Source organism: Mesobacillus maritimus (assembly GCF_023715205.1).
In the GTDB taxonomy this organism is placed as follows: domain Bacteria; phylum Bacillota; class Bacilli; order Bacillales; family Cytobacillaceae; genus Mesobacillus_B; species Mesobacillus_B maritimus_C.
The window spans coordinates 242,180-259,212 of the sequence record NZ_JAMBNR010000004.1 but is presented as its reverse complement, the minus strand read 5'-3'; the positions used below and the strand labels follow the sequence as shown (position 1 = coordinate 259,212).

The following is a 17,033-nucleotide window of genomic DNA, read 5'->3' as shown; positions in this document are numbered from 1 at the left end:
AATATAGATATTTGTTTAAAAGATCTTCTCAAAACAATAATACCACTCATGTCCTTCTGGTTTTCCGTTTAACCTTACCTTTCCAACTCTTTTAAATCCTCGCTTCTCATAAAACTTTACCGCACCTTCATTTCCGGCATATGTATCCAATCTTAGTGCAGGATATCCTTGTTGCTCGGTAAACCGCTCCGCAAATTCCAACATTTTGCCACCATAACCGCCTCCTTGAAAAGAGGGGTGCACACAAAAAGAATGGAGAATAAGTGGGGCTCTATCTACTTCGGTCCAATTTGCCTCGGCCCATTCAGGGGTTTGCCATTCATCTAAAACCATTGCCCCTTGTATCTCCCCATTTAGTTTTAGAACAAATAGATTCTCTCCAGCAAAGGCCGTTTCAAAATATTCTTTACTAGGGTATTGTTCATCCCATTGCAATATCTCACGCTCTTCTAAATAGGATTTACAGTCTTCAAACATCCCTGTAATAATCGGGATATCTGCATAGTTGGCCCGCATAATTTCTGAATCCATATTATCAATTCTCCTCTGGATCTTTTTTGTTTTCCATTGTTAGGTTGTTGTGATTTTCTTATTTTGACCAATGTTACAGTGACCATTCCCGAATCGTATGTTTTCTCTTGAGACTGGTTAAAGTAACTAGAGAGTTATTTTTCACCAAGGAGGAACTGATATGGAAAACACGAATGAATTTTTAAATAAGCTTCATGATAAACAACAAAAAGATGAGCAAAATCGTAAACGCCAAGGTAAAAATAATCCTAGCGCAAAGTTGCCAACGAACCGAAATAAATAACCAATGATGAATGTAAAAGGGAAACGGGGCTGATGCCGTTTCCCTTAAACGTTTCTTAATTTCGTTTATTTTCAAACTTTGACAAGAAAGTACTCTAAGGCTCACGCTCATTTACTAACGATATCAACAAACCATCGCAAAAGCTGCGTTACCATAACACATCCAAAATATCGCTATGGAATAAATTTGTATCAATGGTACAAGCTGACGCATCTAAGCCATATTGCCATCCACCAATAAGCGCATTTTCTGGAGCTTCAGGGTTATAATCAGGGGCATTATCTTCTGTTGTTATCCCCATACTAGGGGCGGCTGTCCAAACATAGGTATTCTTAAGCAGCTCTTCATTCTCTTGCCCTGCCTGTTCTAAAGCTGCATATAAATCCTGCTTAGAATCGAACACACCATAAATACCAGGTTCATACTGAGACTCATTCATGACCTCATACCAACCTTTAATAAACTCTGAATCTACTGGATAATCGGGTTCAATATCCGCAAAGATCGCCACTCCTTCTGGAGCTCCTAAATCTTTTGCCATTTCGATTGCTGCTTGTGCTTGATTTTTCCCATTCTCATATCCTGTTCCGTCCGTAAACTGATTCCAAATTAGTAGAATTTTAATGTCATTCGAGTGAAGCAAATCCTTTTCGGCCGAAGTTAAACCTTTTGAAACTCCATCTTTATCTCCTAAATAACGGCCCCAAATCTCAGGTGAGCCAAAGTTATCCTCAACACAACTAAGCATGTCTTCCGTAGTGAGGTTGGCTGAATCGACTCCCCATATGAGTCGATCCTCGCCAGAATCTCCTTCCTTGTTGCCCTCTTCATTGTTATTTTTATTGTCGTCTTCGTTTTCCTTTTTATCTCCGTCAGTAGAGCCTTTGTTATCTTTATTGTCTTTGTCATTATTGGCATTATTATTTATATCATTTGATACATTTACATTCACACTGACATTAATATTATTTGTCACACTATTATCAATTTTATTGTTGTCGCTATTTTCAAGGTTGTTTTCGATTGAGTTGCTTACATCCGCATTATCTCCATCTACGTTGTTGTCTACATCATTACTGACTTCGGAGTCTCCACCTTCTCCACTATTTACGTTATTTTCGATATCATTAGTAACATCGGTTTTTCCATTCTTTTCTTCGTTTGTTTTATTTTCTTCAGTATTACCTTCCTTTGATTCTTCCTCACTGCTAGATTTATCTTCCGAATCATTATTAGGCTTCTCTTCTGCAGGGGTTGTGCCTCCCCCCGGTCCTGAGGCAGTAAAGTCTACAAACGCAAAGACAAAGAACGACAAGATTACCGTACAAAAAACCGATAGGACAACTGTAAAGAGTTTATTTTTCCCCAAAGCTCTCACCCCTCCTCACTTTACATGACATCGTATGCAAAGAGATCTAGGCTGGTGAGCATTAGGGTATTATTACCAATTGTGATTGACAAATTATTAGAACGTAATGTTCATGTAACAACACGATACAAAAAAGCCACCTGGATATATAAACCCAAGTGGCTTTTATTTTAGTGAATTTTATTTTAATAAGAAATTAACACCTGCAAGATCGGTTTGACCTTTATAAGTTGCATAAGCATAGACATTATAGTAATTACCAGCTGGCAGCTTATATCCATTTGGAATACCATTGTAACCTACAGCAACTGTACCATCCCATACAAAGGAGCTGTATCCGGCAGGAACATTCTCATAAGTGGCAATATCCCCCAAATAAGCTACTGGTTGTCCATCTTTATTAGAAAGATATACAAACAACTCAACCGACTCTGCCCCGCCAGGGAATAGGCCTTGAATTTCAAATTTCCCATCGGCTTGTTGAGCAATTCCGACATACTCAGCACGTGGATAATCTGGTTCTTGAACGAATAAGATTGTCGGTACATCCATTGTTTCAGTACCGTCACTAATTGTAATGGTTCCCTCATAATAGCCTGGCTCTAATTTGCTAGCATCTACTTGTACATTTAGGTTTACGTTTTGAGACTTACCAGCATTCACCTTCAAATTATTGCTAGTGGATACTTTGACTGCTTTAGAGTTTTCTCCCATATCAACTTTAAAGCTATAAGTTTTTCTTTCTGAAGATAGATTTTTAATCGTAAACTGCTGCTTTTCGACTTGCTTCCCTTTATTCTTGTCAAACACTCCAAAAGAATGACTTCCTGGTGTAGCTAACGTGTCTGTTTTGATTGCATCTACAACCCGAATGCTTCCAGCTCCTTGTGTGTTATGTGGATAAGCTTGTCCAGTTCCAGGATCAATGACCTCTTCTGCAGTATTCATAAGTGCAGCTTTTACATCTTCAACACTCCACTCCGGGTTTGCTTGAAGAACCAGAGCTGCGGCACCTGCAACATGTGGAGAAGCCATACTTGTTCCTTGCATCGCTGCATAACCATGTGGATTTGCTGCGTCATGTGTTGGGACCGTACTTGTAATATTTACTCCAGGTGCAGATACGTCTGGCTTAATCATCCACGTGCTTGTCACTGGACCACGAGAAGAGAAATCAGCTACCGTTTCTCCAACTTCTGAATTGAATTGGATATTAAATGAAACCGTGTTAATTCCGCTATTTATCTCCCCTAAGAGCTTTTGGCCATCTTCAAGCGTTGTTTTAATGGTTGGAACCGCCATACCTGGAACATCTGCATGTTCACCTGCAACATTATTATAGATAATCGCTCCCACAGCACCAGCATTCTTTGCATTTGTTGCCTTATCAACAAACGCAAATCCACCACGGCTGATTAATGCAATTTTCCCTTCAAGATCTTTTCCTTCAAAATCTTCTGGAGCCCCTAATCCAACATCAACAAATTCATATTCTTTCCCGCTAAGTGCTAAAAGCTCTTCATCGCTCGGGTAACCCATCACCTTTGCAGAAGGATAGTTAACGCCTTCCGAAGTAGAAATAGTAGAATCATATACATTGTATGGAAGCTGTGTCGCTCCTACAGAAATGGCATCACGTGATGTTCCTGGGGAACCAACAGTCCAGTTTTCCGGTCCACTATTTCCATTGGATGTTACCGCAACAACTCCTTCGGACATTGCCCAGTCTAATGCAATACTAGTAGCATAGTCAGGATCGTTTAAAGAGTTTCCAAGTGAAAGATTCATAACATCTGCGCCATCTTCCACTGCTTTTTCAATACCAGCAATAACGTTTTCAGTTGTTCCGCTTCCGCCAGGACCTAAGACGCGATAAGCCAACAATTCAGCTTCAGGCGCTACTCCTTTAATTTGACCATTCGCAGCAACCGTACCAGCTACGTGTGTACCATGCTGTGTCGATTCACCACGAGGATCCCCTTCAGGCGTTTCCTGTGGATCTTTGTCGTTATCTACAAAGTCATAACCTTTATAATCACCGAAAGCATGAGCTAAATCAGGATGAGTATAATCTGTACCGGTATCAATCACGGCTACTGTTACACCTTCTCCGGTATATCCAGATTCCCAAGCCTTATTCGACCCGATAAATGGTGCACTATCCATCATTTCTGGACTAAAATCTTCCGCTGATATCTCTTCACCTTCTCCAACATTAGTCGTAGTGTATGTAACATCCGGATAGACAGCCTTTACTCCTGGTACAGATAATAATGCTGGAACACCGTCTTCAGGAAGCTCGACTGAGAAGCCAGAAAAAACATAATCATATTCACGATTTACCTTTGCATTCTTTACTACTTTACTAACATCTGATTTTACTTGATTACGAGCTTTTGAGAGATTTTGCTTTGTTTGCTTTTGTCCTTTGTGCTTCGCTTCAACGATAGAAGGTTCTGTTAGTTCAACAATCACCTTTGTTTTTGCTGAAGACGAAAAGTCAAAATCCCCAACCAATTCTGCTACTTTAGGTGTTTGCATCACATTTACTGGTGCTGCAGCTACAGACCCAGCACCAGATAGAGCTAGTACAACTGCCGTGCTGGCAAGAATCGTTTTGAATGACTTTTTCCCCATAGTTTAAAATCGACCCCTTTTAGATTTAATGTTGAAATTATTTTAATTATCATAAAATATATACTATTTGTACTAATAATCATAATACTATCCCATCATAATTTCCTATGGTACATAGACCTGTTTTTTACATTTTTTGCCGAACCCTTTTACCTAGAACTCTCTATGAAGTATAGATATTAAGACCTAGATTGACAGTCCTCTGTATTCTAAGTCTTAAGTCTGAATTTAAAATCTATCTCTGGGTCGTGTTTGAAGGTATAAAAAAAGATTACGCTAAAAGCGTAGAGAATTTTTTCGCTCATCTACAAATTAAACCCTGCTTATCACCATTGCCGGTAATATGAGTTTTGGTAAATTTTTTGTAATTTTCTTTTAACTAAACTTATTTTTTCACACAACAACGACTATACTTAATTTTGGGGTACAAAATTACAATTCTCTATAATTCGAGAATAAAGGGGTATGGATGACTGTGAAGGTACTAAAGTTTATTATCAATCGGAAAATCTTGGTTAGCCTGGTGTCTTTGTTCGTTATATTGGTCGGTACTTACGCTATTATCGACCTTGATAAAGAACTGATGCCCGAAGTCGCAATGGACGGTGCATATGTAGAAGTAAGCGCAAATAATCTTCCGGCAATTGAAGTTGAACGGTTAATTACAACACCAATGGAGCAAAAACTCCTTGGTATAGATGGCGTGGAGAAGATAGATTCCAGCACTGCCATCGGAAGGTCTTCTCTCCAGTTAACTTTTGAGCAAGGAAAAGGGGAAGAAAGCTTTAAAGAAGTAGAGAGCATTGTGACCGCCACAGCCAATGAGGTTCCTGAAATCACCAACCATGAGGCTGGACAATTTGGAACAAGTCAGAGTTATGAGTTCTTCTTGGATTTATCTGGTGGAACCATGGACGACATGACAGACTTTGCTACAAATGTTCTAGAACCTAGATTAGAAGACTTATCTGAGGTAAGCGATGTTGCGTTTGCGGGTTTAGTCGAAAATGAAATCATCATCGAATTTGATCCAGAAAAACTGGTGAAACATGACCTTGATGTAAATCAAGTCATCACTGCCATTGGAGAATCAAATAATGAAGCCACCCTTGGTGAATTAACGAGTGATAATGACTCACCACTCCTTAGATGGGATACAACACTAACAAATCTAGAGGATGTAAAGAAGATCCCTATCGCAAATCAAACAGGTTTCACTGAATTACAAGATGTAGCTACCATTTCCTTCAGTCCGGTAGAAAACTCTTCAAATGTATGGAAAAATGGTTCAAAAGATTTTATTTTTGTTCAAGTTGGCCGCTCATCTGATGTGACTCAAATTGATATGGCAAATGCGGTACGAGCTGAAGTTGAACAAATAAGAGAGGATAACCTAATTCAAGGTTTCCAACTTAATGAAATCGTAGCGCAAGCTGATTATGTGCAAGATTCTATTGATGGCGTTACAGGAAATATTCTCATCGGTGCTGCGATCGCAATTGTGATTTTATTGCTGTTTTTAAGAAACATCCGTGCCACCATCATTGTAGGCCTTACCATACCTACCTCTGTTTTATTGACTTTTACCTTTATGTGGCTGTTTGATTATAGCTTGAATATGTTGACACTTATCGGCTTAGGGCTAGGAATTGGAATGATGGTTGACTCCTCAATCGTAATTCTAGAATCGATTTATCGAAAAAAAGAACAGGGACTGCCGAAACTAACAGCAGTATTGGAAGGAGTTCAAGAGGTCGCTTCAGCGGTCATTGCTTCTATGCTCACAACCGTAGTTGTATTTCTCCCAATCGGGATGCTCGGTGGTGAGATGGGGCAAATGATGATTGTACTATCCATGGTCATTGCCCTTACGCTCATCAGCTCGATTGTCATCTCATTTACGTTGATTCCGTCTCTTTCCGAGAAGTTTTTACAACTAAACCCTACGAAAAAAGCCCGCAAAGATGGACCAATCATGCGAAGCTATACAAATATACTAGAATGGATTGTTCAAAAAAAGCGGAGAAGCTTAACGATTATCGCTCTCTTTATCATGATGTTTGCAGGATCATTTGTGTTAATCACGAAAATCCCAATGACAATCATGCCTGATGTTCTAAACCGCTATGCAGAGTTGATGGTGAATCTTGAACCAGGTATTACTATAGAAGAAAAAGAAACCATTGTGGACGAAATAACTGAAAAGCTAAATGGAGTTGATGATGTTGAAACCAGTTATGTAATGGATAACGGTGGGATTTTCTATACCATTATAAATATGACTAAAGGAGACGACATTACGACTGACCAAAAAGAAGTAAATGAAGCCATTTTTAAATCTCTGAGAGCATTAGAAAAAGATTATCCGATTGAAAGTGTCCAAAATGCGATGACCGGAGGAAGCGGGTACCCCGTTCAATTATCCATTAAAGGGGAGGACTTTGAAAAACTACAATCCATTGCTAGTGATTTCACGAAAGAATTAGAAGCTATTAACGGTATTGTTGGTGTGACCAATTCAATGAATCGAACCACCACTGAACAAGTAATTGCCTTGAAAGAAGAGGCAATTGAGGATGCTGAAATATCACCTATGCTAATAAAACAAATGATTGAACAGGCTTTCTTACAAATGCCTGTTGGCGAAATGATGATGGAAGGTGAACGTGTTCCACTCCATATAAAGTGGGAGGAAGTAACAGATACGGAAGCTGCTATTCTTGACTTAAAGGTGCCAACCTCAGATGGAGATAAAAAACTTTCTAGTTTCATCGAGTTACAATCAATCAAGACACCTAACGAAATTTATCATACTAATGGGGAAAGATACTTGTCTATTTATGCTGATATCGAAGGGAAAGACCTCGGATCCATCAATCGAGAAGTCCAGGAAGTAATCGATGATTTTGAACCTCCCACTGGCTATCAGGTAACTGTTGCTGGCGACCTCGAGCAGCAACAGGAATTAATCAAGGAAATGATTTTAATCCTAGGAATGGCCATCTTCTTAGTTTATTTGGTGATGGCTGTCCAATTTAATCATTTGTTCCATCCATTGATTGTCATGTCTGTAATCCCAATGACAATTGTCGGTGTAACACTAGGTTTATTTTTGACCCAAAGAGAATTAAGTCTTATGTCCGGTATGGGGATTGTCATGTTAATTGGTATCGTTTTAAATAATGCGATTCTACTTGTCGACCGAACCAACCAACTTCGAAAACAAGGCGAAAACATTGAAACGGCTTTAGTAAATGCAGGAAAGGATCGCATACGGCCTATCTTTATGACCACCTTAACGACTGTGGGGGGAATGCTTCCACTGGCTCTAGCCACAGGCACTTCAGGAAATTACCAAGCACCGATGGCTACAGCGATTATTTCAGGGCTATTATTTGCTACGTTCATTACCTTATTGCTGATTCCAGCTGTTTATCGCTTATTTTCAAGAAAAAAGGCTAGTATAGCGGATCATGCGATTGAATTAAAGTCTGATCCTTCGACGAAATCAGTAATTGACCAAGAGAATCCAACAGTTGGCAAGCTTTAAATAAGATTCCAGATGATATCCGCTACAGATTGGAACCCAAAGAACAAGTAGGAAAAAGCTGAACGCAAGCGGTTAACGGGTTCCCGTTACCTGTCATACAATCATTCATTACATCAAAAATGTAGCCAAATTTTTACTTCGTTTTATATTAATAAATAAAATGACTCAGTTATGATACTGAGTCATTTTTGGTACCTGTTGAACTCCCTCAATATTCTGTTCCCTCCCTATCTATAAAATTGTGGACCCAGATAGGGAGTCAGCATGGTGTTTGACCAATAAGCGGAGAACTATCTCTTAATTAAGGAAATGGCACTGAAAATAACTTTAATAGACGGAAGGATTCCGACTATTGATTCAAAATACGTGAAAATGGGTAATTTTGCTGCTTTGCTTAATCGGAAAAACTCCGCTTATATTCCAAGAATCGAGCACTATCCTGCAGCCTAACCGGAAAATTTCCGCTTATTTTTAATTTTTTCAAGGCTCATTTCTCTATAAAAATTTATATTTTTTTCGCCTAAGTAGCTTTTACACCATAAAAAATGAGTGTCAATTCATAGCAAATTGGCACTCATTTGACTTGCATTTTTAATGTTTGTGATAGGAACGAACAATAACCCGTTAACAAATGGTGTTCAGTGTCCAGCTGTTTTCTATATCAGTTTTCAATTGAAAGATCCACTAAATATGCATAACCATTTTTCACTTTTACCTTTGCAAGGATATCTCCATTTCTTGAGGCATCCTCCAACTCAAGCCCCGTATTATCTTCAACAAAGTATTTATCGAGACTGTAGCTGATATGCGCGACCTCTACACCTGCAGTGTCAGTCGTCCAAGAAGGTCCAATATACTGCAGCTTCCCTTTCAGATACAAATTTGTATCTGGTTTTGTGAGGCTTACTTTTGTTGGTACATGTATACCATTTTGCAACTCTAATGGAACAAAGACATCCAAGTTATCCCCACCTTTATCTAGCTGGGAGAGAACATCTTCATCTACTAAGGTACTAGGAAGCTCTTCTGCCTCATACCGCAAAACAACATAATCGCCTCGAAACAAATCGGTTGGGTCAACCGGTACCGTTCGAAGAACTACCTCCTCTCCAACCAATAAGGTGTACAGTGGAGTGATTGTCATGCCTAGTAATATACCAACTGGAATAAGGCAAGCAAGAATGAGTTGTTGGGCACGCTTAGGCATGATGATTCCTCCCTTTCTTCCTTTGCTTTTCGAAGTAAAATCCAAACCCTAGTAAAATGATTCCACCAATGATAAATACGAGGGATTTTGGCAAGAAAGCAAAGGTATAATCAAGGTAAAACCTGAAAATCATCATGCATAACAGAACAATACTGAACAAACTTCCTTTTTTAATATAGTAAAATAAATAGACTACATAAAGAAATGAAAACGGTAGATAAACCCATTCATTTGGCCAAGTTTCTTCAAGTGATAACAGTAGTGCCGCCACACCATGGACAAGAAAACCTAAGGAAACATAGATATCACGGATTTTCCCTTCCATTAGTACTAGCCCCATCCCAATTAATAAAAAGACCAAGCCATAAATATATTCTGTATCTTGAACATCATGGAGGAAATAATTGAGAATTGACGCAATAAAAGCAAGTTGAAGCAAGCCGTGTATGAAGCCGTTTGGTGCCGAGAAACCTATTTTGTTATTTAACCACCAAATTGATACAATCCACAGGAGAATCCAATAAGGAATGACTTCACCATTAAAGATGGTAGCATCAGTCATAGAAACCAAAATGAGAATCCCTGCACCGAGGAGTAACCGTTTATCACGTATAACCCATGCCAAAGGCATAATCCCCAGTGACCACCATAAAAACGCATCCTGGAAATCACCACCAAAATGGAACATTTGGCCCACTAAAAATATGCCTGCACCAAATACGATAGCTCCTAAATAATAAAAACTTTTTGCTGTTTTCGGCAGAGTACTTTCCATCTTATAACCAGTGAAAAAGCATGCAATAAACAAACCAATAATCATTAAAAACTTTGTCAGCTTCCCAATTTCCGCCCAGTTGCTGGCAACGAAACTAAGAATACCGACTCCGATTAAAATCGCTCCTACGTATAGGAGTGTTTTCGTAAATGAAACCCGCTTAGGTTCATAAATTCTTTCAATCTCGTTGATCTTATCTACTTCCAATACCCCATTAGTTTTCATGAATTCTAATTCTCTTTTTATAACCCTCCAATCAGCTGCTGTCACTTTACGCTTGGACATTTTCTCACTCCTTTCTCATTTTATTGCTATCTCCAAGGTAGGTCTTTTCTTATCTTTCAAAGTATAAATTCCTATCACTCGCCTCCTCATAAAGAATATGGAGTGAATAAACAAAGCAGCTACCCAAAAGAAAAGACTTTAAAATTTCTTTTACTGGGGAGATAATATTCTCAAAGTTCTACTTTTATTTTACCAAGAAAACGTATGAGTTTGTGTTAATTTATAGAAGGACGAGGGGATGAAATTTGAACATTCGAAAGGCAGTTTCAACAGATATACCAGCAATGCTTGAGATTTATAATGAAGCCATTCGCAATTTAACTGCAACCTTTGATTTAGAAGAACAAACACTCAACCAACGTGAACAGTGGTTCGCCAAATACAATGAGCAATTTCCTTTAATCATTGCTGAGCTAGACGGGGAAGTTTTAGGTTATTGCGGGATATCGTCATATAATCCAAAAGAAGCGTACGCGAAAACAGTCGAAATATCCATTTACCTATCAGCAAACGCCCGTGGCAGAGGAATTGGAAAAATATTAATGGAGGATATGATTGGACGCGCAAAATCTCTTGGATTTCACACGATAATAGCTGGAATTACGGAAGGGAATGATTCAAGTGTTCGATTACACGAGCATTTTGGATTTGACTTTGCAGGGAAATTAAAAGAAGTTGGCTTTAAATTTGGGGAATGGCAAAATGTCTTATACTATCAATTATTATTAGAGAACCCTGAAAGTACTTCACGATTAACATAGTAAGTCAAAGTATTAGAAGAATGAATTACACGCTACTAACTAAGGTCACGTCATCTTAACGTGACCTTTTAAATCTCTATTTAGGAAGACAAGATATCCTGTTTAACTGGTTCTTTCATACTCACCTTTACTTTGACGATTCGCCGATCATTCATTTCTTCCACTGTAAAGATAACGTCCTGATATTCAATCGCCGGTCGGTCGTCGATTGCTGGGATATAGCCTAATTGACCAATGATAAACCCACTTAGAGTATCATAATCTTGTGTCGGCAATTCTATGTTTAAAACATCTTCAACCTCATAAAGATTCGTTATTCCTGCCATAACATAATTATATTGATCAATTTCTTCAATTTCATTTTGATCTAACTCTGGGTCATCATATTCATCAAAAATATTACCGACAATCTCTTCAATTAAATCTTCGATTGTGACAATTCCTTCTGTCCCACCATATTCATCGATGGCGACTGCCAACTGGACATTATTTTTTTGCATGTCACGAAACAGATGATCAATCGGAATTGATTTTAATACATAGTAAGGTTCACGAAGTAGGCCTCTTAAATCAAACGCTTCTTGATCGCCACTTTCAAGAAATTGTATTAAATCTTTCACGTGGAAAATCCCAACAATGTGGTCAAGATCCTCCTCGAATACTGGAATTCTCGTATATTTTTCAACATTAACTGTGTGTACTGTATCTTTTAAGTTACTGTCTACGGGGATTGCCACGATATTCGTTCTGTGGGTCATAATTTCGGAAACGGTCTTATTGTCAAATTCAAAAATATTGTTAATCATTTGTTTTTCCGCTTCTTGAATCGCTCCTTTTTCTTGTCCCACATCAACCATCATTCGAATTTCCTCCTCGGTCACCTCACCATCATCTGCATTTGGGTCTAATCCGAACAATTTTACGAGTAAGTTTGTAGACAAAGTTAACAGTTTAACAAACGGATAAGTTACTTTCGATAGCCAAGTTAAAGGTGTGACCGCAAAAAAAGAAACTGCCTCTGCCTTCTGCAAGGCGAGTCTTTTAGGAACTAACTCCCCAAACACTAAGGTAAAATAAGATAAAATCAACGTAATCAGGACTGTGGAGATGGTCTCAAGTAAATATGGTGTTAGAGGAACACCTAAATCATAAAAGTAGTCAGCTACCACCGCAGCGAAACTCCCAGCTGCAAAAGCACTAGCTAAAAAGCCTGCCAAGGTTATTCCGATTTGAATTGTAGCTAAAAATCGACTAGGCTCGGATAACAATTGATGAACCATTATCGCACGTTTATCCCCTGACTCGGCCATAACTTTGATTTTATTATCATTTATTGATACAAGGGCCATTTCTGATGCGGCAAAAAAAGCGTTTAATAAAATGAGTATTACCAGGATGATGATTTCGATGCCCATTGACACCACCTCCAATGTAAAAATTCCCATATTTCAAGTATAAGTGGATTAAAACCTCTGTTGGGAAGCTATTTATGTAAGTTTTGTTATAGTTTTGTTTAATATGAACTATTTCATTCTTTTCTACGCAACATTACACATTCAAAAAAGCAGGGAGTTATCCGAATGCTTATGGTCGCTCCCTGCCTAGTAACTCTTATGCAGTTGTTTGCTTTGCTGCTTTTTCCTTTGATAAGAACCAACCCGCTGCAGCTATTCCAATCAGGACTACATAGAACGTGGTCTTCCAGGCAGTGGAATGGGCAAATTCATAAGAGATGACCCCAATTGCGGGATGGGCTAATGTTAGAACTGCTAGTTTAACCCCCACCCATCCAACGATGACAAAAGCCGCAATCTCTAAACCTGGCCTTGAATGAAGAAGGTTAACAAATAAATTTGCTGCAAAACGCATGATGATCACTCCAATCAGACCTCCAGCAAAGACCACTAAGAACTTACCGCCATCCATCCCGCCAATCGATGGTAGCGGAGTATTCGGTAATGTCATTGCTAATGCGACAGCTGCTAAGATTGAATCAACCGCAAAGGCAATATCAGCAATCTCAACCTTAAGCACTGTTGTCCAAAAGCCTGATTGCTTTTTCGGTTTATCCGGTTTATGCTCTTCTTTTTCTTTAAAGAACAATTTTTTAACGATATGATTAATCGCAATGAATAGCAAATACAGTGCCCCAATGGCTTGAACCTGCCAAACATCGACTAAAAAAGAGATAATGAACAGAGAAACAAATCGGAAAACGAAAGCCCCTGCTAATCCATAAAACAAGGACTTCTTTCGTTGGTCTTCAGGAAGGTGTTTCACCATAATTGCTAACACTAAAGCGTTATCTGCAGCTAATAAACCCTCAAGGGCAATTAAGACCAATAAAACCCATCCATATTCAAGTAATATCGATACTTCCACTATAAATCCCCCTCGTAATTCTGTGTGTTGCGGTCAAGATGATATTTTTCTTTTAGTGTTTCCGGAGCCCACTTAACCATTCTTTCAACAATAAAACCAGCAATAATAAGATCATCCACCAAACCGAAGAGAGCGAAGAAGTCTGGTATAAGATCTAATGGGAAAAATACATAAGCTAATACCAGTAGTGCACTGAACATTTTCTTAAAAAGGGCTACCTCTTTTGATAAGAAAAAGTCAATAATGAAAGGGATAGACTTCCAAAATTTAAAGATGAAGCGAATGCGTTTTAGAAATTTTTTCAACATAACCCTCTCCTTCTCTGCTTATTTTGAGCAAATAAAAAACCTTTACTGTTTGGTAAAGGTTTACAAATAGCAAAACCATACCATAGTAGCGGTTTTGCCTAATAGTTAGAAGACTTGAAATACATAAGCATTAATTCTACACAAGAATCGTTGTCAATTCAGGGGTAAATTCCCAACAAAAAATATATTGTGCTCTTTAGCTAATTGACTTATACTGATTAAATGTCGTTTATGCACCACCACACGTGGTTCGAGAACCTCCCACGTAAAAAAACTAAGGAGAGATACACTTGAATATACGAACAATAGTTGGCAATGGAATTGTAGCAGCTTTATATATTGCAGTTTCAGCTGTCATCCAACCTTTTGGTTTTACAAATGTTCAATTCCGCGTTTCAGAAATGTTCAATCACTTAATTGTGTTTAACAAAAAGTATTTTTTCGGAATTGTTCTAGGGGTATTTTTAACTAATTTATTTTTCTCCCCAATTGTTGCATATGATTTATTTTTTGGAGTTTTACATTCTGTCATTTCCTTATTAATAACGATTTTTGCAGCTAAATACATTAAAAGCATGATCGGCTTAATGATTGTCAATTCAATTGTGTTTACTTTTAATATGTTCATCATTGCCATTGAACTTAAACTTGCCTTTAACTTGCCTTTCTTCTTCACTTGGCTTACAACAGCTGCAGGTGAATTGGTTGTCCTTGCCGTTGGGATTCCAATTATGTACGCGATTCATAAACGAGTGAACTTTAGTAAGATGATTTAGACTCTTAGTAAGTAATTAGCTTCTAAAATAAGTGTACATCTTTGTTTTTTGACAGTTTATATTTCTCAAACAAGAAAAAAGACCACCATACAACTGGTGGTCTTTCGTATTATTTTAGCTATTCACAAGCTCTTCGGTTTTAGTTGCTTTAATAAGTTCTTTTGACTTATCTCTTACGAAACCTACTGCCTCATGATTCGTTTTTCTAGCTTGTTTTACATATTGATCAGTGACTTGTTGCCAAGCTTTACGGCGCTCACGAGAATAAACTAGGTAAGACTCAGCACTTTTTTCTAAGCTGTCTTCAAACTGATCAATAAATGTTACAGTGGATTTAACAGGCGTTAATGCTAGCTTTTCCATTTGCTCTGTAACACTTTTTAATTGGTTTGTGACTTCATCAAGATCCTTCACCTTAGCTTCAAGCTTTTTCGCTTCTTCTCTGTTCGAAACATTTTGGATAATCCCTTTAGTTAATTCACGGTTTGTTTTTCTTGTTTGCTGATAAAGACTTCCAACCGACTTTCTGTACTCTTTGTTAAACTTAATCACTTCTTTAAAAGTATTAAATACAGCATCTTCCTGAGTTTCGCGGAATTTTCTTGCTCTTTCCAGGGACTGCTCATATTGATCCCATAAAGTGTTTACAAATAAGTCCGTTGCGTTTACTTGTTCATTAACTTCATTTTTCTTTGCCATCATCTTTCCTCCTCTTATCATTGCTTTTTTTCTCTATGGAATCCCTTGACGAAAATGAAGGGATATAGAGCTCTAAAAAACTGCTGTACATTGAGAAAAATTGGTCCAACATGGACTGATAAGTTTCAAGTTGATTGGCATAGCCTCTTAGGTAGGTGATACCAGCCTTTGTAATGGAGTATTTTCTTTTTGCAGGACCATTTCCTGATGTATCCCATTCAGAGGATACTAGCTCGTCCGCTTCAAGCTTCCTTAGCAATCGATAGAGGTTTCCCTGATCAATGCTTTTAAACCCAAAGGCTTGAAGCTTTTGGCTAAGTTCATAACCATGAAGAGATACTCTACTTAGAAGCAATAAAATGAATGGTAGTACGAAATTCTTAGATGGATTAACAGATTGGTTGCTATCATTATTTACCACACTCAACACCTCACCTATATGTAAAATACACATAGAGGAAAACAGAAATTCTAAGCTGCTTCTCTATATGTATTTTACACCTATCAATAAATGTGTGTCAAGCCAATTTCATCCAGTTATATGTATTTTACATATATAGAGTAAACTTTGGTCCTAATACGACATATACATAAACTGTAAAAAGATTATGAACATTCCATGAATGTTTAGAATGATTCTATTTTGGGAATAAAAATAAAAATGATAAAGGTGGTTGACTATGATAAACACAAAGCTAAGTAAGACTGGAATCCCTTATCTCCACTTTGGAACCGGTGAACCTCTTGTTTTGATTCATGGGCTTGGTGAAGTAAAAGAAGGTTGGCAGAGCCAATATGAACTTTCTGAGTCTTATGAACTAATTATTCCGGATTTACGTGGTCATGGTGAATATAAAATCATTGAGGACATTTCAATTGAAACCTTCGCAAAAGATGTGATTGGCTTGTTACATGAGTTAAAAATTGAAAGCGCTAACATACTTGGCCTATCAATGGGAGGAGCTGTGGCACAAGAGATTTACCGCCAAGCACCAGAGATGTGTCGATCACTTATTTTAACGTGTACATTCCATTACCTACCGAAAAGACTCGGAAAACTTTACATGAAATATAGGGAATCACAAATTGAAGAGTTAACGGTTTCGGAGAGAAGAGACATAGCTGCAAAGAAATGCCTTTATTCTTGGAAGGAAGATTCGATCAAAAAATTTATTGAAAGCTATCAACCAGAGCGCAATGCGTTCTTAGCTTCAGGTCGTGCTTGCATGCAAGTAAACAATTTGTCGTTATTACCAAAAATTAAAGTACCGACATTAATTATCGCAGGTCAATACGACGCCGTTTTGCCACCTTGGATTCAACTCTGGATGCATAAGCTAATCCCCCATTCAGAATTTGTGATTATGAAAAATACTGGTCATGTGCCTAAGTTTGAAGCCAAAGACAGGTATAATCGGATTGTGACATCCTTTCTTACAAAGCATAGGAATTTCCGAGAAACCGCATAGC

At 38.1% G+C, this 17,033-nt stretch carries 15 protein-coding genes and 1 riboswitch; of the genes, 5 read left to right on the top strand and 10 right to left on the bottom strand.

Features of this window, described 5'->3' with window-relative positions:
• Positions 1–15: 15 nt before the first annotated feature.
• Positions 16–531 (bottom strand): GNAT family N-acetyltransferase, encoded by a 516-nt coding sequence (locus M3182_RS07630; protein ID WP_251428923.1) that lies wholly within the window; start codon positions 529–531, stop codon positions 16–18.
• Between the two features lie 160 nt (positions 532–691).
• Here M3182_RS07630 and M3182_RS07625 point away from each other — a divergent pair, with 160 nt between their 5' ends.
• Entirely contained in the window at positions 692–814 is a 123-nt protein-coding gene (locus M3182_RS07625) for a DUF4023 domain-containing protein (protein WP_251557570.1), read from the top strand.
• 148 nt (positions 815–962) lie between these two features.
• On the opposite strand, the gene M3182_RS07620 is transcribed toward M3182_RS07625, so the two are convergent.
• Both M3182_RS07620 and M3182_RS07615 read right to left on the bottom strand, forming a co-directional pair.
• Positions 963–2,192, bottom strand: coding sequence for a glycoside hydrolase domain-containing protein (locus M3182_RS07620; protein WP_432806690.1), 1,230 nt, complete (start codon positions 2,190–2,192; stop codon positions 963–965).
• 171 nt (positions 2,193–2,363) lie between these two features.
• The gene (locus M3182_RS07615; protein WP_251557568.1) at positions 2,364–4,820 is read right to left on the bottom strand and encodes a S8 family serine peptidase; all 2,457 of its coding nucleotides are present in this window, start codon (positions 4,818–4,820) and stop codon (positions 2,364–2,366) included.
• A 475-nt stretch (positions 4,821–5,295) separates the two neighbouring features.
• Here M3182_RS07615 and M3182_RS07610 point away from each other — a divergent pair, with 475 nt between their 5' ends.
• Entirely contained in the window at positions 5,296–8,370 is a 3,075-nt protein-coding gene (locus tag M3182_RS07610; protein WP_251428912.1) for an efflux RND transporter permease subunit, read from the top strand.
• A gap of 661 nt (positions 8,371–9,031) precedes the next feature.
• Here the strand turns inward: M3182_RS07610 and M3182_RS07605 are convergent.
• Positions 9,032–9,577 (bottom strand): GDYXXLXY domain-containing protein, encoded by a 546-nt coding sequence (locus tag M3182_RS07605; RefSeq protein ID WP_251428908.1) that lies wholly within the window; start codon positions 9,575–9,577, stop codon positions 9,032–9,034.
• A complete protein-coding gene (locus M3182_RS07600; RefSeq protein ID WP_251428905.1) occupies positions 9,570–10,637 on the bottom strand; it encodes a DUF2157 domain-containing protein in 1,068 nt (355 codons plus the stop codon). Before M3182_RS07600 ends, M3182_RS07605 begins: the two co-directional genes overlap by 8 nt.
• 245 nt (positions 10,638–10,882) lie before the next feature.
• Between M3182_RS07600 and M3182_RS07595 the strand changes: the two genes are divergently transcribed.
• On the top strand, positions 10,883–11,398 hold the full coding sequence (locus M3182_RS07595) for a GNAT family N-acetyltransferase (RefSeq protein ID WP_285867375.1): 516 nt from the start codon (positions 10,883–10,885) through the stop codon (positions 11,396–11,398).
• Positions 11,399–11,478: 80 nt separating this feature from the next.
• Here M3182_RS07595 and M3182_RS07590 read toward each other — a convergent pair whose 3' ends face one another.
• The 3 genes from M3182_RS07590 to M3182_RS07580 form a co-directional block, all read right to left on the bottom strand.
• The gene (locus tag M3182_RS07590; protein WP_251428902.1) at positions 11,479–12,813 is read right to left on the bottom strand and encodes a hemolysin family protein; all 1,335 of its coding nucleotides are present in this window, start codon (positions 12,811–12,813) and stop codon (positions 11,479–11,481) included.
• Between the two features lie 196 nt (positions 12,814–13,009).
• Positions 13,010–13,780 carry a TerC family protein gene (locus M3182_RS07585; protein WP_251428899.1) on the bottom strand — a complete coding sequence of 257 codons (771 nt, stop codon included), beginning with the start codon at positions 13,778–13,780 and terminating at the stop codon, positions 13,010–13,012.
• Positions 13,780–14,088 (bottom strand): YkvA family protein, encoded by a 309-nt coding sequence (locus M3182_RS07580; protein ID WP_432806593.1) that lies wholly within the window; start codon positions 14,086–14,088, stop codon positions 13,780–13,782. The genes M3182_RS07585 and M3182_RS07580 overlap by 1 nt, the downstream gene beginning before the upstream one ends.
• A 239-nt stretch (positions 14,089–14,327) precedes the next feature.
• Positions 14,328–14,372, top strand: a riboswitch (PreQ1 riboswitch).
• 6 nt (positions 14,373–14,378) lie between these two features.
• Between M3182_RS07580 and M3182_RS07575 the strand changes: the two genes are divergently transcribed.
• Positions 14,379–14,864: a QueT transporter family protein gene (locus M3182_RS07575; RefSeq protein ID WP_251428896.1), complete on the top strand. Its 486-nt coding sequence runs from the start codon at positions 14,379–14,381 to the stop codon at positions 14,862–14,864.
• Positions 14,865–14,978: 114 nt separating this feature from the next.
• On the opposite strand, the gene M3182_RS07570 is transcribed toward M3182_RS07575, so the two are convergent.
• Together M3182_RS07570 and phaQ are read right to left on the bottom strand one after the other, a co-directional pair.
• Positions 14,979–15,563 carry a hypothetical protein gene (locus M3182_RS07570; protein ID WP_251428893.1) on the bottom strand — a complete coding sequence of 195 codons (585 nt, stop codon included), beginning with the start codon at positions 15,561–15,563 and terminating at the stop codon, positions 14,979–14,981.
• Positions 15,547–15,984 (bottom strand): poly-beta-hydroxybutyrate-responsive repressor, encoded by a 438-nt coding sequence (phaQ, locus tag M3182_RS07565; RefSeq protein WP_251429208.1) that lies wholly within the window; start codon positions 15,982–15,984, stop codon positions 15,547–15,549. The genes M3182_RS07570 and phaQ overlap by 17 nt, the downstream gene beginning before the upstream one ends.
• A gap of 259 nt (positions 15,985–16,243) precedes the next feature.
• On the opposite strand from phaQ, the gene M3182_RS07560 reads away from it, so the two are divergent.
• Positions 16,244–17,032, top strand: a complete 789-nt coding sequence (locus tag M3182_RS07560; protein WP_251428890.1) for an alpha/beta fold hydrolase — start codon at positions 16,244–16,246, stop codon at positions 17,030–17,032.
• The last annotated feature ends 1 nt before the right edge of the window (position 17,033 follow it).

What these genes read in the sequence shown, in the direction of transcription:
- M3182_RS07590 (WP_251428902.1), bottom strand. Translation starts at nt 12,813, where the DNA reads ATGGGCATCGAAATCATCATCCTGGTAATACTCATTTTATTAAACGCT.
- M3182_RS07625 (WP_251557570.1), top strand. Translation starts at nt 692, where the DNA reads ATGGAAAACACGAATGAATTTTTAAATAAGCTTCATGATAAACAACAA.
- M3182_RS07580 (WP_432806593.1), bottom strand. Translation starts at nt 14,088, where the DNA reads ATGTTGAAAAAATTTCTAAAACGCATTCGCTTCATCTTTAAATTTTGG.
- M3182_RS07630 (WP_251428923.1), bottom strand. Translation starts at nt 531, where the DNA reads ATGGATTCAGAAATTATGCGGGCCAACTATGCAGATATCCCGATTATT.
- M3182_RS07570 (WP_251428893.1), bottom strand. Translation starts at nt 15,563, where the DNA reads ATGGCAAAGAAAAATGAAGTTAATGAACAAGTAAACGCAACGGACTTA.
- M3182_RS07560 (WP_251428890.1), top strand. Translation starts at nt 16,244, where the DNA reads ATGATAAACACAAAGCTAAGTAAGACTGGAATCCCTTATCTCCACTTT.
- M3182_RS07605 (WP_251428908.1), bottom strand. Translation starts at nt 9,577, where the DNA reads ATGCCTAAGCGTGCCCAACAACTCATTCTTGCTTGCCTTATTCCAGTT.
- M3182_RS07615 (WP_251557568.1), bottom strand. Translation starts at nt 4,820, where the DNA reads ATGGGGAAAAAGTCATTCAAAACGATTCTTGCCAGCACGGCAGTTGTA.
- M3182_RS07600 (WP_251428905.1), bottom strand. Translation starts at nt 10,637, where the DNA reads ATGTCCAAGCGTAAAGTGACAGCAGCTGATTGGAGGGTTATAAAAAGA.